Annotated in this window: 16 protein-coding genes; 13 read left to right on the top strand and 3 right to left on the bottom strand. The window is 61.6% G+C overall.

The window, feature by feature from the left end:
* Positions 1–102 precede the first annotated feature (102 nt).
* Positions 103–3,363, top strand: coding sequence for a cellobiose phosphorylase (locus CCGE531_RS20260; RefSeq protein WP_120667237.1), 3,261 nt, complete (start codon positions 103–105; stop codon positions 3,361–3,363).
* A 59-nt stretch (positions 3,364–3,422) separates the two neighbouring features.
* Here CCGE531_RS20260 and CCGE531_RS20255 read toward each other — a convergent pair whose 3' ends face one another.
* Together CCGE531_RS20255 and CCGE531_RS20250 are read right to left on the bottom strand one after the other, a co-directional pair.
* Entirely contained in the window at positions 3,423–4,253 is an 831-nt protein-coding gene (locus CCGE531_RS20255; RefSeq protein ID WP_120667236.1) for an aldo/keto reductase, read from the bottom strand.
* A gap of 28 nt (positions 4,254–4,281) precedes the next feature.
* Positions 4,282–5,475 (bottom strand): MFS transporter, encoded by a 1,194-nt coding sequence (locus tag CCGE531_RS20250; protein ID WP_120667234.1) that lies wholly within the window; start codon positions 5,473–5,475, stop codon positions 4,282–4,284.
* Between the two features lie 142 nt (positions 5,476–5,617).
* Between CCGE531_RS20250 and CCGE531_RS20245 the strand changes: the two genes are divergently transcribed.
* The 7 genes from CCGE531_RS20245 to CCGE531_RS20215 all read left to right on the top strand — a co-directional run bounded on the left by CCGE531_RS20245 (position 5,618) and on the right by CCGE531_RS20215 (position 13,684).
* Complete coding sequence (locus CCGE531_RS20245) at positions 5,618–6,514, top strand: LysR family transcriptional regulator (RefSeq protein WP_120667232.1); 897 nt, start codon at positions 5,618–5,620, stop codon at positions 6,512–6,514.
* A gap of 33 nt (positions 6,515–6,547) precedes the next feature.
* Positions 6,548–7,204, top strand: a complete 657-nt coding sequence (locus CCGE531_RS20240) for a DUF2161 family putative PD-(D/E)XK-type phosphodiesterase (RefSeq protein WP_120667230.1) — start codon at positions 6,548–6,550, stop codon at positions 7,202–7,204.
* A gap of 261 nt (positions 7,205–7,465) precedes the next feature.
* Positions 7,466–8,968 carry a DegQ family serine endoprotease gene (locus CCGE531_RS20235; protein ID WP_120667228.1) on the top strand — a complete coding sequence of 501 codons (1,503 nt, stop codon included), beginning with the start codon at positions 7,466–7,468 and terminating at the stop codon, positions 8,966–8,968.
* A 343-nt stretch (positions 8,969–9,311) separates the two neighbouring features.
* A complete protein-coding gene (locus tag CCGE531_RS20230; RefSeq protein ID WP_120667226.1) occupies positions 9,312–9,941 on the top strand; it encodes a DnaJ domain-containing protein in 630 nt (209 codons plus the stop codon).
* 226 nt (positions 9,942–10,167) lie between these two features.
* Positions 10,168–11,664 (top strand): lipopolysaccharide biosynthesis protein, encoded by a 1,497-nt coding sequence (locus CCGE531_RS20225; RefSeq protein WP_120667224.1) that lies wholly within the window; start codon positions 10,168–10,170, stop codon positions 11,662–11,664.
* Between the two features lie 95 nt (positions 11,665–11,759).
* Entirely contained in the window at positions 11,760–12,575 is an 816-nt protein-coding gene (locus tag CCGE531_RS20220; RefSeq protein WP_120669226.1) for a galactosyl transferase, read from the top strand.
* Positions 12,576–12,613: 38 nt separating this feature from the next.
* Positions 12,614–13,684: an acyltransferase gene (locus CCGE531_RS20215; RefSeq protein WP_120667222.1), complete on the top strand. Its 1,071-nt coding sequence runs from the start codon at positions 12,614–12,616 to the stop codon at positions 13,682–13,684.
* A gap of 9 nt (positions 13,685–13,693) precedes the next feature.
* Here CCGE531_RS20215 and CCGE531_RS20210 read toward each other — a convergent pair whose 3' ends face one another.
* Positions 13,694–15,022 carry a PLP-dependent aminotransferase family protein gene (locus CCGE531_RS20210; protein ID WP_120667220.1) on the bottom strand — a complete coding sequence of 443 codons (1,329 nt, stop codon included), beginning with the start codon at positions 15,020–15,022 and terminating at the stop codon, positions 13,694–13,696.
* A gap of 100 nt (positions 15,023–15,122) precedes the next feature.
* On the opposite strand from CCGE531_RS20210, the gene CCGE531_RS20205 reads away from it, so the two are divergent.
* From CCGE531_RS20205 to CCGE531_RS20185, 5 genes are all read left to right on the top strand, one after another.
* Complete coding sequence (locus CCGE531_RS20205; protein ID WP_120667218.1) at positions 15,123–16,100, top strand: ABC transporter substrate-binding protein; 978 nt, start codon at positions 15,123–15,125, stop codon at positions 16,098–16,100.
* 44 nt (positions 16,101–16,144) lie between these two features.
* Positions 16,145–17,035, top strand: a complete 891-nt coding sequence (locus CCGE531_RS20200; protein WP_120669224.1) for an ABC transporter substrate-binding protein — start codon at positions 16,145–16,147, stop codon at positions 17,033–17,035.
* Positions 17,032–17,976, top strand: coding sequence for an amino acid ABC transporter permease (locus CCGE531_RS20195; protein ID WP_120667216.1), 945 nt, complete (start codon positions 17,032–17,034; stop codon positions 17,974–17,976). Before CCGE531_RS20200 ends, CCGE531_RS20195 begins: the two co-directional genes overlap by 4 nt.
* A 20-nt stretch (positions 17,977–17,996) precedes the next feature.
* On the top strand, positions 17,997–18,776 hold the full coding sequence (locus CCGE531_RS20190) for an amino acid ABC transporter ATP-binding protein (RefSeq protein WP_120667214.1): 780 nt from the start codon (positions 17,997–17,999) through the stop codon (positions 18,774–18,776).
* 75 nt (positions 18,777–18,851) lie between these two features.
* Positions 18,852–20,033 carry a M20 aminoacylase family protein gene (locus tag CCGE531_RS20185; RefSeq protein WP_120667212.1) on the top strand — a complete coding sequence of 394 codons (1,182 nt, stop codon included), beginning with the start codon at positions 18,852–18,854 and terminating at the stop codon, positions 20,031–20,033.
* Positions 20,034–20,186 lie beyond the last annotated feature (153 nt).

The raw sequence follows: 20,186 nt of genomic DNA, 5'->3' as shown, positions 1-20,186 counted from the left end.
CGTCAACCGTCACGAATGAATGGCGAATTGCCTCCTATGATCTGAGGTCGCCATGTGATCTAGTGCCCCTCCTCCGATCCATGAAACAGCGAGACACCGCTTATGTCCTCGGACTCCAATCGTAGCTTTCAAACGCCCGGTCGCGAAGAACTCGGTCTTATCACGCTTGGCAATACTGCCGGCCTTTCGGCTTCGGTCTTGCCGAACGGCACGCTGTTTTCGATCGATTTCGCCGACCAGCAGGGCGGCATCATGATCAATCAGCTGCTCGGATCGCCCATCTATGGCGGCATCGGCCGGCTCTATCTGCGTGTCGGCGGCGCAAAGCCGGCAACGGCCGAAATCGTCGGCCCCAAGGCTGCCGTCCAATTCGGCCATGGAGATGGTGGCTTCTCCTGGAGCGGCGAGACGGCCGGCGTGAGACACACGGTCAGCCTTCGCCTGCACCCGAGCCAGACCGCATGGTTCTGGCAGGTATCGCTGCAGAACAGCACGAGCGCTACGATTTCCGCCGATCTCGTGCTTCTTCAGGATGTCGGCCTCGGCGATCGCGGCTTCCTGATGAACAGCGAAGCCTATGCCTCGCAATATATCGATCATCACATTGGAAGCCACGCCGTCTTCGGTCCCGTGATCATGAACCGGCAGAACCTCAAGCAGGGTGGCGGGCGAAATCCGTGGCTCGCACAGGGCTGCCTCGAAGGTGCGGCAGCTTACGCGACCGACGCAATCCAACTCGTCGTGCCATCCAAGGGCGATGACGGCGTGATGGTGCCGGATTTCGGCAATAGCCTGCCGAGCACACGCCGCCAGCACGAAGTCGCCTGCCCGGCGATCCAGTCGAAGCCACTTTCGCTTGCAGCCGGTGATGCAATCACGACCATTTTCTTCGGCCTCTTCATCGCCGATCATCCGGCCGCATCAAGCGATGCCGATCTCGCCCATCTCGATGGCCTGCCGAAGCTTCAGAGCGAGCTCGTAGTAGACACGATATCGGCCGCCCAGTCCGCTCGCAGTCTCTTGCAGGACGCGCCGCTTGCCGAAAGCGACAGCCTCGATCAAGCCACGATCGATGCGCTCTATCCCAAGCGGATGCTGGAAGAACATGTCGACGGAAAGCTCATCTCCTTCTTCGTGCCGGATGGGCCGCATAACAGACACATTGTTCTCCGCGAAAAGGAGCGGCTGGCGGCGCGGCGCCACGGCGCCATCGTCCGTAGCGGACAGAACATGCTGCTCGATGATCAGACGCTGGCCGCCACCTGCTGGATGCAGGGCATCTTCGCCGCGCAGCTGACCATCGGCAACACCTCCTTCCACAAGCTGTTCTCCGTTTCGCGCGATCCTTACAATCTGACGCGATCGAGCGGCTTGCGCATCCTCGTCGATCTCGGCGATGGCTGGCGCCTGCTCGGCGTGCCCGCCGCCTTCGAAATGGGCTTGAGTGATACGCGTTGGATCTACAGACTTCCCGGCCGCACCATCACCGTATCGGCAATCGCCTCCGGCGACGATCCGGCCATGCAATGGAGCGTTTCGGTAGAGGGCGCCGCCTGCCGCTTCCTGGTGTTCGGCCACGTCGTGCTTGGCGAGCGCGACTATGAGGCCGTGGCAAACATCGCAGTCGATACGGCGGCCAAGCGCATCTCCTTCCGGCCGCAGCCGTCCTGGCTCTGGGATCGTTACCCGAAGGCCGGCTACCATCTCGTCACCTCGACGCCGGATGCGTTCGAGGCCGTCGGCGGCGACGAACTGCTTTATAGCGACGGCATCGCCCGCAACGGCCCGTTCATCGCGCTGAAATCACATCCGACGAAGGCACTGCGCTTTGCGGTCACGGGATCGATGACCGATCCGGATGCGGCCGAGGCCCTTGCTGCGCGCTACAGCGCCGGTGTCGAGAGCGAAGAAATGCTGGCGCCGGCACAACGCTTCTGGAGCCACGTGACGCGCGGCGCGCGCATCGACGGCGATGGCCGCGATGTGGTCGCGCAAGCCGTCATGCTGCCCTGGATCGCGCATGACGCGATCGTCCATTTGAGCGTGCCGCATGGGCTCGAACAATATACGGGTGCGGCCTGGGGAACGCGCGACGTCTGCCAGGGGCCGATCGAATTCCTGCTTGCCTACGAGCATGACGACGAGGTCCGGCAGATCCTCTTGACGCTCTTTTCCGAGCAGTATCGCGATCGCGGCGACTGGCCGCAATGGTTCATGCTGGAGCCCTACGCCAGTATCCGCGCCGGCGAAGCGCATGGCGATATCGTCGTCTGGCCGCTGAAGGCGCTCTGCGATTATATCGAGGCGACCGGCGACATCACCTTCCTTGCCAAAACAGTGCCGTGGCGCGCCGACGACACGATGCAGCTGACCTCAGAGCACGCGACAATCTCCGATCACGTCGAAAAGCTGCTGGAAACGGTGCGCAACCGCTTCGTGCCGGGCACGAGCCTGATCCGCTACGGCGAGGGCGACTGGAACGACAGCCTGCAGCCGGCCGATCCGCATTTGCGCGACTGGATGGTGAGCAGCTGGACGGTATCGCTGCTTTACGAACAGCTGGTGCGCTATGCCAATATCCTGACGCTTGCCAGCCGCAACGAGGAAGCGCAATCGCTGCAGGCGACCGCGGTCGCCATGTGTGCCGATTTCAACCGGCTCCTGATGCGCGACGGCATCGTTGCCGGCTACGGCGTCTTCGATCCGAGCCATGACGACGTCGAGCTGCTGCTCCATCCTGCGGATACGCGCACCGGCCTGCACTATTCGCTGATCGCGATGACCCAGCCGATGATCGGCGGCCTGTTCACGCCCGATCAGCGCCACGCCCACATGAAGATCATCCGCGAGAACCTCTTATTCCCAGACGGCGTGCGGCTGATGGAGAGGCCGGCGACCTATTCCGGCGGCCCGGAAAAGCTCTTCCGGCGTGCCGAATCCTCGTCCTTCTTCGGCCGCGAGATCGGCCTCATGTATGTGCATGCGCATCTGCGCTACTGCGAGGCCTTGGCGCTAGACGACGATGCCGAAGCGGTGTGGGCAGCGTTGGCGCTCGCCAACCCGATCGCCGTCAGCGGCCGGGTGGAGCATGCATCGCTGCGTCAGCGCAACACCTATTTCAGCAGCAGCGACGCGGCCTTCGACGACCGCTATCAGGCTTCTGCGGAGTGGTCGCGCGTCAAGGCGGGGGATATCGCCGTCGATGGCGGCTGGCGCATCTATTCGAGCGGCCCCGGCCTCTACACCAAGAGCCTGATCAACAATGTCTTCGGCTTCCAGCGGCAGTTCGGCCAGCGTATCCGCAAGCCGCTATTGCCGGCCTCGATCGGCGCCTGCGAGGTCAAGCTGGACTTCAAGGCTTGAGCTATCAAACGCCAAAAGGGAGCCGCTAAGCGGCTCCCCTATTTGTTGGATTGTCAACGTCAGGCCGCTTCATCCCAGATCGGCGCCAGGCCGTCGGGGCTGACGATGCGGCCGCTCGGCTGCGCGAGAGCGTGGATTTCAGCCATTTCCTCCTGCGAAAGCGCGAAGTCGAAGATGGCGGCATTTTCCGCTGCGCGGGCTTCCGACACCGTCTTCGAAAGGACGATCAGCCCCTGCTGCACGATCCAGCGCAGAACGATCTGAGCGATCGATTTGCCATGCCGACCGGCAATGTCCTTCAGCACCGGATCGGAAAGCACCTTGCCATCCGCCATGGCGTAATAGGCAGTTACCGACATGCCGAGGCCGGCGGCGGTCTTAATGACGGGCGACTGGTCGAGATAGGGATGATATTCGACCTGGTTGGTAACGAGCGGCAGGTCGCTGAGGCGAACCGCCTCGTGCATCAGGGCCCGATTGAAGTTGGAAACGCCGATATGGCGGACCTTGCCGGCCTTTGCGACCTCATTCAGTGCGCCGATCTGCTCGGCCAGCGGCACGGTGTCGTTCGGCCAGTGCAGCAGCAGGAGGTCGACATAGTCGGTCTTCAGCTTCTTCAGGCTTTCGTCGACCGAGGCAATGAACGCATCGTGCCGATAGTTTTCAACCCAGACTTTTGTCGTCAGGAACAGATCGACGCGGGTAATGCCGGAGCGCAGGATGCCATCGCCGACTTCGGCCTCGTTGCCATAGATCTGGGCGGTATCGATGTGACGGTAGCCATTGCCCAGAACATGCGCGACCATGCGTTCGGTGTCGGAGCCCGGCATGCGGAACGTGCCGAAACCAAGGGCGGGAATGGATGCGCTATTGGCGCTGACGATTTTCATGAATGATCCTTTCGATTGCAGGGTTTGATCAGGCGGCGCGGGAGACGGCCTGTGCCGTGGAAGCCGAGCGGCGGTCGAGCGCGCCGCTCCACAGGGTGAGCACCAGGGCAGCGACGACAAGGATCGCGCCGACCCAGGGTGTGGCGCCAAGGCCAAGGGAGGATTCGACCACCAGCCCGCCGATCCAGGCGCCGGCGGCAATACCGAGATTGAAGGCGGCGATATTGAGCGCCGAGGCGACATCGACGGCGGCGGGGCGAACCTCTCGGGCGAGCTGGACGACATAGAGCTGCAGGCCGGGCACGTTGGCGAAGGACAGGAAACCAAGCGCTGCAAGCGTCGGGATGGCAAGCCAGGGCGAGACGGCCGTAAAGCTGAAGAGGGCAAGCACGACAGCCTGGGCGACGAAGAGCCACGTCAATGCACGGACCGGATTGCCATTGGCGAGGCGACCACCCACGACATTGCCGATGGCAATGGCGATACCGTAGAGCACGAGGATGAGGCTGACGGCGGAGGCGGCAAAGCCGGTGACTTCCTGCAGGATCGAGGCAAGGAAGGTGAAGGCGACGAAGGTGCCGCCATAGCCGAGCGCCGTCATGGCGAAGACGATTAGCAACCGGCCGCTCGCAAGCACGCGGACCTGTTCACCGATGCTTGTCGGCGGCGCCTTCTTCAGGCTGGACGGCAGAAGCAGCAGGATGGCGGCAAAGGCAACGATGCCGAGGCCCGCGACGGCCGCGAAGGTCGCGCGCCAGCCGAAGGTCTGGCCGATGAAGGTGCCAAGGGGAACGCCTGTGACGATGGCAACGGTCAGGCCCATGAACATCATGGCGATCGCGGAAGCGCGGCGGTTTTCCGGGACGAGATCGGCGGCAATGGTGGATCCTACAGAAAAGAACACGCCATGGGCAAAGGCCGAAAGCACGCGTGCGACGAGCAGCGGCGCATAGCCAGGGCTCAAGGCGGCCATGCCGTTGCCGACGATGAACAGCGCCATCAGGCCAAGCAGCAGCGGCTTGCGCTCGATGCGGCCGGTGAGCGCGGTCAGGATCGGCGCGCCGAAAGTGACGCCGAGCGCATAGACGCTGACGATGAGACCGGCGAGCGGCAGGTTGATATGGAGGTCGCTCGCCACGGTGGGCAAAAGACCGACGATGACGAATTCGGTTGTCCCGATCGCATAGGCAGCGATCGTCAAGGCAAACAAAGCGAGAGGCATGAGATCACCCGATCAAATGGCATCCGACAGGTCCGGATGCGCGAGTTCTTGTTCGGGAAGAATATGGCGTCGCGACATTCAAACGATAATCAGCTATATCAACTCAACACTTGTGAATTGAATTCAAAAGAATGGGTTGCAAATGGACAATCGCGCCGGCGAAATGGATGTCTTCGTTCAGGTGGCTGCGCTGAGCAGCTTTTCCGCGGTTGGCCGCCGGCTGCGCCTTTCGCCCTCGGCCGTCAGCAAGCTCATCACCCGGCTGGAAGAGCGGCTGGGCACCCGCCTTCTGGTACGCACCACCCGCTCGCTGCAATTGACGCCCGAGGGAGAAATCTATCTCGAAAAGGCGCGAACGATCCTGGCCGATATTCAGGAAGCGGAGCGGATCGTGGCATCAGGCGGCGCCACGGTGCCACGCGGCCCGCTGCGCGTCAGCGCCTCCGTCGCCTTCGGGGTCTGCTGCCTGGTGCCGATCATGCCCGATTTTCTGAAGCGCTATCCCGAGATCGAACTCGACATCTCCTTGACCGACAGCGTCATCGATATCGTCGGCGAGCGAGCCGATGTCGCCATCCGCGCCGGCGTCTTGCGGGATAGTTCGCTCAAAGCCCGCAAACTGATGGACAGCCGCCGCGTCATCGTCGCGGCACCCTCCTACATCGAGCAAAACGGCCTGCCGGCAACGCCGGACGAACTCGATCGTCACAACTGCCTGACTTTCAACTTTCGCCCGACCGCCGAAGGCTGGCCCTTTCGCGATCCGAAGAGCGGCGCCCATTTCGTGAAAACCGTTGAGGGCAACCTCCAGGCAAACAACGGCCCGACCGTTCGCAGCCTTTGCGTTGCGGGGATGGGCCTTGCCCGCATCGGCCAATTCCACGTCCAGCCGGATCTCGATGCCGGCAGGCTCGTGCCCGTTCTCGAAGACTTCAATCCGGAAGACATCGAGCATATCCATGCCGTCTATGCCGGACACGAACATCTGGCCGCCCGCATCCGCGCCTTTATCGACTTTCTGGTTAACCGAATCGGATAGAAGTAGCCGGATATTCAAAGGCCGGAGGCGGATTTGGAAACGGCGCTCTATCTCCCGATCAAGTCATTTCTCGAAGCGGCCGGCTATGCCGTGAAAGGCGAAATCGGCGGCTGCGACCTCGTGGGATTGAATGACAGCGAACCGCCCGTCGTCGTCATCTGCGAGCTGAAGATGAGTTTCAATCTCGAGCTCATCCTGCAGGCCGTCGATCGGGCCGCCGCAAGCGACGAGGTCTGGATCGCCGCCCGCGTCTCGGCAAAGGGCAAGGGCCGCGACGCCGATCGCCGTTTTCGCGATCTTTGCCGCAGGCTGGGCTTCGGCATGCTCGCCGTATCGGACGGCGATGTTGTCGACATCATCGTCAGCCCCGTCGCGCCGATGCCCCGCAAGAATGCGCGGCGCAGGTCTCGCCTTGTCGAAGAACATCGCCGGCGAAAGGGCGACCCGGCCCTTGGCGGCAGCACGCGCAAGCCGATCATGACAGCCTACCGGCAACAGGCGCTTGCCTGCGCGGCGGCGATCGAAAACGGCATGCAACGCCCCAAGGATATGCGCGAAGCGGCGCCGAAGGCGCCGCAAATTCTGAGAGATAACGTCTATGGCTGGTTCGAGCGCATCGACCGCGGCATTTATGCCCTGACGGAACTTGGAGCAGAAGCCCTCAAGAGATGGCCGGTACTACAAAGCTAAATGTGGAAAAATTCCGGCCGAACAACATTAAATTCATGTAATATCTTAAATTTTTGCAATAAAAACATGATCAATATTTAATTTGTAAAATTCAATTGGCTGATCATATTACTCATTAGCGCCAATTCAGATTTATACTTTGCCTCCCGTAGTAAAGAGAAGCAGAGGCTCTCGGAACGAATTGACGCGGCCCCATCCGACGCCTGTCCCGGACATGGACAAGACGCCAATTCGCCAACGATCTCGCAAGGGACATTTGCCATGTCATCTCTTCTCTACAAGCATCGCACTGCCGCCATTGTAGGCGCCGCCATCATCGCCGGCGCCGGCGCATTGCCTTTTGCCTTCAGCACGTCCGCTACCGTTGCCGCTGCAGCCGAGCCTGCCGGCATCATTGCGCCCGGCGGCTCTTTCGCTCCCATCGTCGATGCCGACAAGCCGGCTGTCGTTACCGTCACCACCACGATGAAGGCGACCGATACCAGCGCCGACGGCAGCAATTCGCCGATGGACGAACAGTTCCGCAAATTTTTCGAAAATCAGGGCATCCCCTTCCCGAAGCAGACGCCGCACCAGCAGCAGAGCCAGCGCGCCATGGCGCTCGGTTCCGGCTTCATCATCAGCCCCGATGGCGTCATCGTTACCAACAACCATGTCATCCAGAACGCCGTCGACATCAAGGTCACGCTTGATGACGGCACCGAACTGCCCGCCAAGCTGCTCGGCGCCGACGCCAAGTCCGACCTTGCGGTCCTGAAGATCCAGGCCCCGAAGCCGCTTGCAACCATCGCCTGGGGTGATTCCGACAAGCTGAAGCTCGGCGACCAGATTCTCGCTATCGGCAACCCATTCGGTATCGGCACGACCGTCACCGCCGGCATCGTCTCGGCCCGTGGCCGCGACCTGCACAGCGGCCCCTATGACGACTTCATCCAGATCGACGCGCCGATCAACCACGGCAATTCAGGCGGACCGCTGGTCGACCGCGAAGGCAATGTCGTAGGCATCAACACCGCCATCTATTCCCCGAACGGCGGCAGTGTCGGCGTCGGCTTTGCCATCCCCTCCGATGAAGCCAAGGCGATCGTCGCCAAGCTGGAAAAGAACGGTTCGATCGATCACGGCTATCTCGGCGTCGCGATCCAGCCCGTGACTTCCGATGTCGCCAACGCCATGGGCCTCTCGCAGAGCCAGGGTGCGCTTGTCGCCAGCGTCAATGAGGGCACGCCGGCCGGCCGCGCCGGCATCAAGAGCGGCGATATCGTCACCGCCGTCGGCAACGAGGCCGTCAAGACACCGAAGGACCTTTCGCGACTGGTCGCCGATCTCTCGCCCGGCGACAAGCGTTCGGTCACGCTGTGGCGCGATGGCAAGAGCATGGACGTCAACGTCACCATCGGCGGCAATGACGACAGCAAGCAGGCAGCCAACGACCAAGGTGACGGCAAGGTGCAGCCCTCCAACCAGCCGAGCATCGGTGTCGGTCTTGCCAACCTCACACCCGATGTCCGCGAACAGTTGAACCTGCCGCATGGCGTCGAGGGCGCCGTCGTTGCCAGCGTCAATCCGGAAAAATCGGCTGCCGCAGCCGGCATCCAGACCGGCGACATCATCGTCTCGGTCAACGATCAGCCGGTCCGCAATGCCCATGAGGTACAGACGGCCGTCGCCAAGGCCGGCAAGGATGGCCGCAAGTCCGTGCTGCTCCTGATCGAGCGCGACGGCAACAAGACCTTCGTCGCCGTGCCGTTCTCGGCCGCTTGAAAATCTGAAACATTCTTTGATCGGCCCGCTTCCTTCCAGGGAGCGGGCCGATTGCCGTTGCGTCACCAGCAATCCCTGGCGCTCCGCGAGACCTGTCGTAGCCAGCGTCCCGGCTTTCAAGGGCAGGAAGTCGCCTTCTTCGACCCAACGATCTGAGATGCCGTATTTCCACAGAAGAGGCGGCTCGGCTTTGACATAGGACTCTTTTTGTCCAAACTCTGCCTTTCTGATGGTACAAATAGCGCCGGGGCCGGTTGAAACAGGCGGGCGGCAAGTTTAAACCCCGCCGGCAAGATCAGCGGCTAGGGCCTCGAAACAGGAATAAGCGGCGGCAGGAGTTGGAGTGACGGATCCATACGATATTCTCGGCGTTGCGCGCGATGCGAAGGAAGAGCAGATCAAGGCGGCTTATCGCAAGCGCGCGAAGGCGGCTCATCCGGATTCCGGCGGCGACACTGAGGCTTTTGCCAAGCTGCAGAAAGCCTACGAACTGCTTCTCGATCCCGTGCGCCGCAAAGTGTTCGACGATACCGGCTACGATGTGGAGTTGACCGACGCCGTCGACCTGCAGGCGCTGGTCGCCATCGAAAAACTTATTACCGAGATGGTGCTGGACGAGCGCGAACCGGGAACCTTCGACCCGGTCGCCAAGATGCGCGCCAGCCTTCTCGAAGAAATTCGCAAGGCAAATTTCAGCAAGAGCGAGCTTGAGCGGCATTCCAGCCGCATCGGCCTCCACCTCGACCGGCTTGGCAAGCGTCCCGGCAAGGATGTGGTCGGCCACATGCTGCGCGCCCGTATCAAGGCGATCGCGACCGCAATTAGCGAAACGGAAGCGAAGATCGGCGCCAGCGAACGTGCCTGCGACATGCTCGAAGGCTATCTCTATGTGACGGACGAACCTCGAGAAGAGCTGGATGCGGCGCCCGAAATCGAATGGGACGAGCCCCAGGTCCGCTCCGCCGCACAGTAGCAATGGCGCTTTTTCGGTCATCCGGAGGAGGCGGATTTCGCGTTTGCCTCGATAGTGCGATCATTTTCGGCAACGCAATGTTGCAATGCAACAATCGTCCCTAGACAAATCGAGGGGCTGGCCTAGATCAAGCATCCTGTAAGCCGTCCTGCCGATCGGGCGATCGCGGCACGGCAATTGGTGGACGTCGGAATCCCGGCGCCGATGAAGATCTGGACGACGAGGTATGCGTTTGCTGATTTCCGAAGCGGATGAAATCGTCTTTGAACATCTGAGCGAAAACCGATCGCGGGCCGCTTTGAGGGGCGCCTTCTGGTCGGCGCTGGACACGATGATCCCGACGGCGCTCAACAGCCTGGTCTTCATCGTCACGTCCCGCTTCCTCCTACCCCAGGATTTCGGTCTGGTCGCGCTCGCCTTCGCCATCGTCAGCTTCACCGCCGGCTTCGGGCCGACGGCCTTCGGCGAAGCGTTGATCCAGCAAAAATCCATTCGACGAAGCCATCTCGATACGGTTTTCTGGCTGTCCTTCCTCTCCGCGGCCATCCTCTATGCCGCGCTGTTCCTGCTTTCACCCCATCTTGCCCATTGGGTAGGACATGACGAGATCGTCGGCCTGCTGCTGATCATCGGGCTGAAAATCTTCTTCGACATGATGATCATCGTCCCCAATGCCCTGATCGGCCGGACGATGTCCTTTCATCTGGCGGCGGCGCGGACCGCGATCGCCACGATCGTCTCGGCATCCATCTGCCTCACGCTGATCTTCGCCGGTTTCGGCCTCTGGGCGCTTGCAATCGCCCAGATCGCGGCCCCCGCGGCCGCTTGCGTCGCGGCATTCTGGGGCGCAAGATGGCTGCCGGGTTTCAGGATCAAGCTCTCGAGCCTGCGCGAATTGCTGCATTACGGCATCTACGCTTCGGGCAACCGCTTCCTGCAGACCATGAACCTCGACCAGCTGATCATCGGCACGCTGGTGAGCCCGGCGGCGCTCGGTATCTACAATTTCGCCCGGCGGCTCTACGAGATGCTCAACAATGTCCTGGCAGGCGGGCTGAACTCGGTCAGCCACGTGCTGCTCTCCTCCCTGCAGCACGACAAGGACAAGGTGCGCGAAGCCTTCCTCATGGCGACCTTCGGTTGCTCGCTGGTATCCTTCCCGGCCTTCATGGGGCTTGCAGCCGTTGCCGACGATGCCATTCCCCTGATCTTCGGACCGCATTGGGCCGCCGCCATCTGGCCGGTTCGCTTCTTCTGCGTGATCGGCCTGATGGCCGGCATCGGCGTTATCCAGGCCTCCCTGATCACGAGCCAGGGCAGGTCCGACTGGTGGTTCTATTATCAGCTGGTGCGCAACGTCGTCTCGATCCTCACCGTTCTCCTTCTTCACAAATACGGCGTATCTACTGTCGTCTTCGGGCTCATGGTCGGCGTGCTGATGCTCTGGCCGGTGACGCTGTGGATGGTCTCGCGATTGATCGGCCTCAGCATTGCCGAATATTTCGGCCAGTTCCTGCGGCCCATAGCCGCCTATCTCGGCATGCTCGTCGCGGTGCTGGCAACCTCGTCGGCCTTGTACGACCAGCCCCTCGCAGCCCGTCTCATCTGCGAAGTCCTGGTTGGCGGCCTCACCTATTCGGGCCTTATCCTGCTCCTGTGCAAGGAGAGGATCCTCTTCCTCGCGCGGACGACACTGCAAGGTCGCCGCGCAAGGGCGCAGTAGCAAGCCATGGCGAACGGCAGATCGAAGCGTGGTAAATCCCAGGTGGATCCTTTCGGTCACCGCAATAGCAATGGCAAATGTCGGAAAGGCGCATCATGACACTGGTTACGTTCATCATTCCCGTTCGCCACCAGGCCAATTCCAATGATTGGCCCGCGCTGAAACGGCGGCTGGCACAAACGATCGCCTCGATCTCCGGACAATCCAACAACAACTGGCGCGGTGTCGTGGTTGCCAATGAAGGCGCCGATCTGCCCGATCTGCCGCCGAATTTCTCGGCGGAGCGCGTGACATTCCCGCCGAACCAGCTCCACGACATCAACGGCGCCGACCGGGAGAAGGTCTACGACGCATTCCGGCTGGACAAGGGCCGCCGTGTCCTGAGCGGCATGCTTTCGGCGCGCGACACCCGCTTCTTCATGATCGTCGACGACGATGATTTCGTCAGCGCCAACATCGTCGACTTCGCGGCTAAAAATAGTGATGCCAATGGCTGGAAAATCGACCGCGGCTATCTCTGGAACGAAGGCGGTCGGCTGCTACTGCACCATGACGACTTCGCCAATTACTGCGGCACGTCGCTGATCATCCGCTCCGATCTCTACCGATTGCCGGCAACCTTCGCGGACGCCGAGATCGACTACATCAAATCCATGCTCGGCAGCCATGTGCGCATCGGCAAGCTGCTCGCCGATGCGGGCTCCCCGCTCGGATCGCTGCCCTTCCGCGGCGCGATCTATCGGGTCGGCCATAGCGGCGCCCACAGCAAATCCTCCGGTCTGATCAGGACCCATTTCCTGAACCGGTCGGTTCTGACAAGTCCCCGCCAATTCCTGGGCAATCTTTCGCGGGTGCGTCCGCTCGATCGAAACTTGAGAAGCGAGTTCTTCGGCGCGCGCGCCACCGGATAGCCGAGGCGCAATTCTTCCGCTTAACGAGGTTTCGATCAATGCCGGCTGACGCAACGAGACATAGATACGCCGCCCTGGATGCGATGCGCGGCCTGGCCGCCTTCGCCGTCGTCGTCTACCACCTCGACAGGCCTTATGCGCCATCGGCCTATATCGCGGTCGATTTCTTTTTCGTGCTCAGCGGCTTCGTGATCGCCAGGGCCTATGGCGAAAAACTCGCCGGCGGCATGACCGTTCTTGCCTTCATGAAGGCGCGCTATGCGCGCCTCTATCCGCTCTTCCTCATCGGCAGCATCTACGGCCTTGTGCAATTGCTGCTGCATTGGCAGGCGGCGGGCGTCGGGCGCGCCGACCTCAGCGCAAGTATCCTCACGACGGTTTTCATGCTGCCTTCGCCGAGCTTTCTGACCCGCTCGGCTGGTGACATCTGGGCGCTCTATCCGCTGAACGGTCCGGCCTGGTCGCTCTTCTGGGAATTGCTTGCCAACCTCGTCTTCGCGTTCGCGCTATTCAGGCTGAAAACGCGGAGCCTCATCCTCATTGCCGCCGCATCGCTGGCGCTGCTGATCGGCTCCGTCTTCCTGCACAAATCGCTCGATCTCGGCTGGGAGTGGCGCTCGGTGGACGGCGGCTTTGCCCGCGTCTTCTTCTCCTTCACACTTGGAATGATCATCTATCGGCTTCGAAACACTGCCGTACTCGGCCGGACTGTGAGCAGCTATGCCGCCCTGCTGCCGATCGCGGCGATCTGCGCCTTGCTGTTTCTCCCCACCTATTCGCTGAAATTTGCGCTTGTTTTCTGCATCCTGATCTCGCCGCTCATCGTCCTTGCCGGCACGATGCTCGAATTGCCGGCCAGGCTGCAGCGGTTCGGCATATTTCTCGGCTATCTTTCCTACCCGATCTACGTGTGCCATCGCGGCTTTACCGAGATCTACGGGCATTTGATGCGCAACGTCCATCTGCCGCAGCCGATCTACATCGCAATCTATCTCGTCGCGATTTCCGTCATTGCGTTCCTCTCGGCGAAGCTTGCCGCGATCCTGGTAAAGTACGCATCATCCTGGAAAGGCGCACCCAAAAGCATAGGCGCGACTCCGAGCCGATAACATTTCCGGTCACGTATGGACGGCTGCCAGCGCAATGGCATCGGCAACTTCTTCCAGCCGTTCCGAGAGATTGGCCGTCGCCACGCGCAAATGACTGCTGGGCAAAATGGAGAACTTGGCGCCGGGATGCACCGCGATGCCCCTGGCGGCAAGTGTTACCACTGCAAAAGGCTCCGACGAGACCGGTATCCAGGAGCACAGCCCCTCGCCATGCCGCGCATGGACGCCGCGCTCCCCAAGCGCATCGATGAGGCCGGCCCGACGCTGCCGATAGGTTTGCCGGGCATGGTCGAGACATCTGGCCGTCGACGCATCGCGCAGCAGCCAAGCGCCGGCCGCCTGCAGAATTCGGCTCGTCCATCCGGAGCTAAAGCTGCGATAGGACTGGATCTGCTCAACGATCGCCCGCGAGCTCGACAGCACCGCCAGCCGCAGATCCGGCCCGTGCGTCTTCGAGTAGGACAGGATATGGATGACGCGATCGGGAAAGAGATGTCCTATCGAATGGCGTGGCGCCGTCGAGATATCGGCAACACCATCGTCCTCCACGATCAATGTGTCCTTGCCCCGAAGGATCTCGGCCATGCTGGCCATGCGCGCCGGGCTCACGCTCTGGCCGGTGACGGAATGGATGCGCGGCTGGAAGATGAAAGCGACCGGGCGATACCGCAGCGCCTCTTCCAGTGACGACGGCAGCGGCCCCTCCTCGTCGCACTTCACCGGAATGATGCGCGCGCCGCGATCTTCGAGAATATCCAGAAGGCGCATGGCGGTCGGGTCCTCGATCGCAACGGCGGCGCCCGGCATGACCAGTGCGTTGATCACGGTGTAGACGGCATTATAGCCGCCATTGGTCGCCAGGAACGCCTCCGGCTCGTATGGCCACGTCCTTCTGACCTGCTCTTCCAGCTCCGGCAAGATCCGGCTGCGCTCGTAGCTGTTGAGATTTTCGGCCGAGGCGCCATAGGCCATCGCCGCTTCCAGCTTCGGCAGCAGCCGCACGTCGGGAACGGCGGCGGTCAGGTTCAGGGCGTCATTGCCATAGTCGCCGACGCTTGCAAGCCGCGCCGGCTTGGCGACGAAGCGATCGCCGCTGACCCATGTGCCGTTCCTGCCGCGTCCGCTGATGATCTTCTGACGCCTGAGTTCGCTCCAGGCTTCGGAGAGGGTCGCCGGGCTTATGCCAAGGGCAAAGGCAAGGTCTCGGATGGGCGGCAATTTGGTGCCAACAGGCAGTGCGCCAGCGCGAATGAGCGCGCTCGTCTCCAGCGCGATACCGCGGATGGTCCGATCGTTCAATTTTTCGGCAAACCATTTCGCGTCTCGGGTTTCGCTCATTTTCACGCCATTTTTAATGTTCAATAACGTAATAACATTTGATCACACCATTTTGAACATTTAATTGTCTTGAAAATAATTTTTCCCGCGAGTGAATTTCATGCCCCTTACCCTCCGCCTTGCCCTGCGTGACTGGGACTATATGACGCCTCTGGTCCTGGGTGACGTCTCCTCCCCCAAGCTCGACATCAAGGTGGACCGGGTCGGCACGCTCATCTCCCATGTCGGCAACAGCGACGCCTATGATGCTGCCGAAACCTCGTTCAGCCGCTACACGCAGCTACGCCTCGATGGCGACGACAGCGTGGTCGGCATACCGAACTTCATCATGCGCGGCTTCCGCCACCGCTGCGTCATCACCGCCAAGGACAGCCCGATCACCAGCTTCGCCCAGCTTTCCGGCAAGCGCATCGGCGTCACCGGCTGGCGCGACTCCGGCAATACGTGGACGCGGGCAGCACTACGACGCGAAGGTGTCGGCGTCGAGGATGCCATGTGGTACGCTGGCCGCCTGACCGAAGCCCATCCGATCGTCGATCGTCTCGACGGGTTCGGCCGCCCCGGCCGCATCGAGCCGGCACCGGGCGAAAGGCCGATGGTGGATCTGCTCAAGGAAGGTCAGCTCGATGCGATTTTCACACCTTTCATGCCGGACGGCTATTTCGCCGGCAATTCCGGCTTCCGCCAGGTCCTCTCGGATTTCCGCGCTGCCGAGCGTCGCTATTTTGCCGATGTGGGCTATGTACCGGGCATGCACCTGATCGGATTGAAGGCGGAGTTTGTCGCCGAGCATCCGTGGGTCATGGCCGAGCTGAGCGCGCTCATCGATGAATCGCAGCGCGTCTGGCTCAACAAGCGTCGCAAATATGCCGACACCACGCCTTTCATGCTCGACGAACTGCTGAAATCGGCAACCGAACTGCCCGAGGGGTGGGATGCAAGCGGCTTTGCAGCCAACCGCAAGATGATCGCCGATTTCGCTGAGGAATTGCATGTGCAGGGCATCTTGCCGCGGCTGATGACGCCGGAGGAACTCTTTCCGTTCGACGTCGACGGCGGCCGGACGGGCGCTGCCTGACCATCGCTTCAAATCAGAGACACAAACCAAAAAGGGGAATGAACATGTCGCTGAAGAAAATGACCTACGTTGCCGTGGCAGGCCTGATGATGTCGGGCTCCGCCTTCGCTGAGGATGCGAGCCTCCCGAAACTCTCGGTCAACAAGGACCTGCAGGCCAAACTGCCAGAGGCAATCCGCACATCGGGCAAGATGATTTCCGTTAACAACGGCTCCTTCCCTCCCTATGAAATCGTCACTGGCACCAAGTTGACGGGCGCCAGCGCCGATCTGACCGACGCGATCGGCGACGTGCTTGGCCTGAAAATCGAGCATGAGAGCGTCAGCGGCCTGCCTGCCATTCTCGCAGGCATCAATTCCGGCCGCTATCAGTTCGCCTTTGGCCCGATCGGCGATTTCAAGAGCCGCGAGGAAGCCAACGACTTTGTCGACTGGGTACAGGAATTCGTCGTCTTCGCCGTCCAGAAGGGCAATCCGAAGGGCATCACCTCGCTCGATAGTGCCTGCGGCCAACGCATCGCCGTCATGGCCGGCGGATCTGCCGAAAAGGTGATCCAGGTCCAGGCCGAGAAATGCAAGACCGATGGCAAGGGCGCGATCGAGGTCCAATCCTTCACCGACCAGCCAAGCTCGATCCTCGCCGTCCGCTCCAAGCGTTCCGATGCCTTCTTTTCCTCGCAGGCGCCGCTTACCTACTTCGTGTCGCAGGCCAACGGCCAGCTCGAACTGACCGGCGTCGGCCAGAAGAACGGTTTCGAGGATCTCTATCAGGGCGCGGTGGTGCCGAAAGGCTCGCCGCTCGGCCCTATTTTGAAGGAGGCCGTCAAGGTTCTCATGGACAACGGCACATATGCGGCCATCATGAAGAAGTGGGGCCTTGAGAACAACATGATCAAGGAACCGGGCATCAATCTTGGCGGGACCTTGCCGAAATGAGCACCAATGCCGGAAACATCGCATCGCCATCCGGCGATGCGGCGGAGCGGGATGTGGCGAATGCCCACACACCGTTCCCGAAGGGCCGCGTGGCAGCCTGGATCGTGACGCTTGCGATCGCGGCCTATTGCGCCTGGTCAATCGCCCACAACGAGAACTTCGGCTGGCATGTCGTCGGCCAGTATTTCTTCGATCCGGTCGTCATCAGCGGCCTCTATGTCTCGCTCGGCCTGACCGTCGTCGCCATGGCTGTTGGCATTGTGCTCGGCCTGCTGCTTGCGATCGCGCGGCTGTCGAAGGATACGCTGGCAAGCTCGCTCGCCTCCCTGTTCATCTGGTTCTTCCGCGGCACGCCGCTGCTCGTGCAGTTGATCTTCTGGTACAATCTGTCGACACTCTTCCCGACGCTCTCGATCGGCATTCCCTTCGGCCCGACCTTCGTCAGCTGGGATACCAATTCGGTTATCAGCCCGATGACGGCGGCGATTGCCGGCCTGGCACTCAACGAAGCCGCCTATATGGCCGAGATCATCCGCGGCGGCCTGCTTTCGGTGGACAGGGGCCAGTTCGAGACGGCCGAAGCCTTCGGCATGACGCGCATCCGCGCGCTGCGCCGCATCATCATTCCGCAGGCCATGCGCTCCATCGTGCCGCCGACGGGCAACCAGCTCATCAGCATGATCAAGGCGACTTCGCTCGTCAGCGTCATCGCCATGGCCGACCTGCTCTACTCCGTGCAGTCGATCTACAACCGCACCTTCGAAGTCGTCCCGATGCTGCTTGTGGCGGTCATCTGGTATCTGTTGATCACCTCGGTGCTGAATATCGGCCAGAGCTACATCGAACGCTACTATAGCCGCGCCGACCGCCGCTCCGGCGGGACGAAGGTGGCAACGGAGAGCGCACCGGCGCTCGTGCCGTCACAGGAGACGGGCCAATGAACGCCCCGATGAATACCCCAATGAGCACCGTTGCCGACATGCCGCCGCTGGTCCAGGCGCGCAACGTCCACAAATCCTTCGAAAATCTCGAAGTGCTGAAAGGCATCGATCTCGATGTGACGCCGGGCGAAGTCGTCGTCATCCTCGGCCCCTCCGGTTCCGGCAAGTCGACCTTCCTGCGCTGCATCAACCATCTGGAAGCGATCAACCGCGGCTCGATCGAAGTGGATGGGGAGCAGATCGGCTACCGGCTGAACAAGGGGCGACTTGTCAAACTGTCCAACCATGCGATCGCGCTGCAACGGCGCAAGATCGGCATGGTGTTCCAGCAGTTCAACCTCTACCCGCATATGACGGCGCTGCAGAATGTCATCGAGGCGCCGATCGGCATCCATGGCGAAAGCCGCAAGCAGGCGACGGAGAACGCGCTGGCACTGCTGGATCGCGTCGGGCTTTCGGCCAAAGCCAATAACTACCCGCGGCAGCTTTCCGGCGGCCAGCAGCAGCGCGTGGCGATTGCCAGGGCGCTGGCGATCAAGCCGAAGCTGATGCTCTTCGATGAACCGACTTCGGCGCTCGATCCGGAACTGGTCGGCGAGGTGCTGTCGACCATGCGCGATCTGGCCAGCCAAGGCCTGACGATGATCGTCGTCACCCACGAGATCGGCTTTGCCCGCGAAGCGGCAGACCGCGTCGTCTTCATGGATGGCGGCAAGATCGTCGAAGAGGGCAAGCCGGAGGATGTGATCGGCAATCCGCAGCATCCGCGCACCAGAAGCTTCCTGTCGCGCTTCATCTAGCGCGGCAGTACCATCATCAGCGGGGCCTGCACGCTTTATGGCGGATGGCGGCTCAAGCGAACCATTGGAACAGCCATGACCCTCGACAACGATTTCGCCCGCCTCTCGGACCTCGAGCCGATGAAGGCCGAACTGACCGGCATCCGCCAGCATCTCCATGCCAATCCCGAGCTCTCCTTCGAGGAGGCGGAAACCGCGCGCTTCGTCGCCGAGAAGCTGGAGGCCTGGGGCTACGAGGTGGTGCGCAATGTCGGCGGCCATGGCGTCGTCGCCCGATTGACGGTCGGGGCCGGCAAAAAGAGCATCGCGATCCGCGCCGACATGGATGCCCTGCCGATCACCGAGCAGACCGGTCGCCCCTATGCCAGCAAGGCACCCGGAAAGATGCATGCCTGCGGTCATGACGGCCATACGACCATATTGCTGGGGGCTGCCGAATATCTCGCCCGCACGCGCCGCTTCAACGGCACGGTCAACCTCATCTTCCAGCCGGCCGAGGAGGCGGGGGCGGTGAGCGGCGCTCCGGCGATGATCAAGGACGGGCTGTTCGAACGCTTCCCCTTCGATGTCATTTTCGGCCTGCACAATCATCCGGGCGCGCCGGAAGGCACCTGGCTATTGCGCTCCGGCCCGCTGATGGCGGCAGCCGATACCGTCGAGATCACCATCATTGGCAAGGGCGGCCATGCCTCGCGGCCGCATCTGACCATCGACCCCGTCGTCGTCGCCTGCAATCTCGTCGTCAGCCTGCAGACGATCGTTGCCCGCAGTGTCGACCCGACGCAGACAGCTGTCGTGACAGTCGGCGCCATCCACGCCGGCGAGGCTTCGAACGTCATTCCGGAAAGTGCGAAGATGTTGCTCACCGTCCGCTCCTTCGATCCGAAGGTGCGCGAACTGCTCGAGGCCCGCATCCGCAAGCTGACAACATCGATCGTAGATGGCTATGGCGCGAGCGTCGAGATCGACTACACCCACGGTCATCCGGTCGTCGTCAACTCGGAGAAGGAGACGGAATTCGCGCGCATGGTGGCCGAAGAGCTGGTCGGCACCGACAAGGTCACCACCTGCGGCCTAATCCCCGGCAGCGAAGATTTCTCTCATTACCTGGAGCACAAGCCAGGCAGCTTCCTGCGCCTCGGCAACGGCATCGATTCCGCCATCCTTCACAGTGCCAAATATGATTTCGCCGACGAGAGCCTCACCGTGGGAGCTGCCATGTGGGCGCGGCTGACGGAACGCTATCTCGACGCCTGAAGCGATTTTGCAAAAGGTCTCGTGATTGCGGCCACGCGTGGGCCGATCAACAGCACAAGAAACGACAACCCTGGCGATAGACCGGGGCTGGTTCGTTTTTTGGCAGTGATAGGAAGAACGGGAGCGCCGACGGACACCATCGCAGGACTTATA

The organism is Rhizobium sp. CCGE531 (assembly GCF_003627795.1).
Lineage (GTDB): Bacteria > Pseudomonadota > Alphaproteobacteria > Rhizobiales > Rhizobiaceae > Rhizobium.
The sequence above is the reverse complement of the archived record's forward strand: the minus strand, read 5'-3'. Positions and strand labels throughout refer to the sequence as shown.

What these genes read in the sequence shown, in the direction of transcription:
- CCGE531_RS20205 (WP_120667218.1), top strand. Translation starts at nt 15,123, where the DNA reads ATGCCCCTTACCCTCCGCCTTGCCCTGCGTGACTGGGACTATATGACG.
- CCGE531_RS20185 (WP_120667212.1), top strand. Translation starts at nt 18,852, where the DNA reads ATGACCCTCGACAACGATTTCGCCCGCCTCTCGGACCTCGAGCCGATG.
- CCGE531_RS20220 (WP_120669226.1), top strand. Translation starts at nt 11,760, where the DNA reads ATGACACTGGTTACGTTCATCATTCCCGTTCGCCACCAGGCCAATTCC.
- CCGE531_RS20210 (WP_120667220.1), bottom strand. Translation starts at nt 15,022, where the DNA reads ATGAGCGAAACCCGAGACGCGAAATGGTTTGCCGAAAAATTGAACGAT.
- CCGE531_RS20260 (WP_120667237.1), top strand. Translation starts at nt 103, where the DNA reads ATGTCCTCGGACTCCAATCGTAGCTTTCAAACGCCCGGTCGCGAAGAA.
- CCGE531_RS20235 (WP_120667228.1), top strand. Translation starts at nt 7,466, where the DNA reads ATGTCATCTCTTCTCTACAAGCATCGCACTGCCGCCATTGTAGGCGCC.
- CCGE531_RS20195 (WP_120667216.1), top strand. Translation starts at nt 17,032, where the DNA reads ATGAGCACCAATGCCGGAAACATCGCATCGCCATCCGGCGATGCGGCG.
- CCGE531_RS20255 (WP_120667236.1), bottom strand. Translation starts at nt 4,253, where the DNA reads ATGAAAATCGTCAGCGCCAATAGCGCATCCATTCCCGCCCTTGGTTTC.
- CCGE531_RS20190 (WP_120667214.1), top strand. Translation starts at nt 17,997, where the DNA reads ATGAGCACCGTTGCCGACATGCCGCCGCTGGTCCAGGCGCGCAACGTC.
- CCGE531_RS20245 (WP_120667232.1), top strand. Translation starts at nt 5,618, where the DNA reads ATGGACAATCGCGCCGGCGAAATGGATGTCTTCGTTCAGGTGGCTGCG.
- CCGE531_RS20215 (WP_120667222.1), top strand. Translation starts at nt 12,614, where the DNA reads ATGCCGGCTGACGCAACGAGACATAGATACGCCGCCCTGGATGCGATG.
- CCGE531_RS20250 (WP_120667234.1), bottom strand. Translation starts at nt 5,475, where the DNA reads ATGCCTCTCGCTTTGTTTGCCTTGACGATCGCTGCCTATGCGATCGGG.
- CCGE531_RS20225 (WP_120667224.1), top strand. Translation starts at nt 10,168, where the DNA reads ATGCGTTTGCTGATTTCCGAAGCGGATGAAATCGTCTTTGAACATCTG.
- CCGE531_RS20200 (WP_120669224.1), top strand. Translation starts at nt 16,145, where the DNA reads ATGTCGCTGAAGAAAATGACCTACGTTGCCGTGGCAGGCCTGATGATG.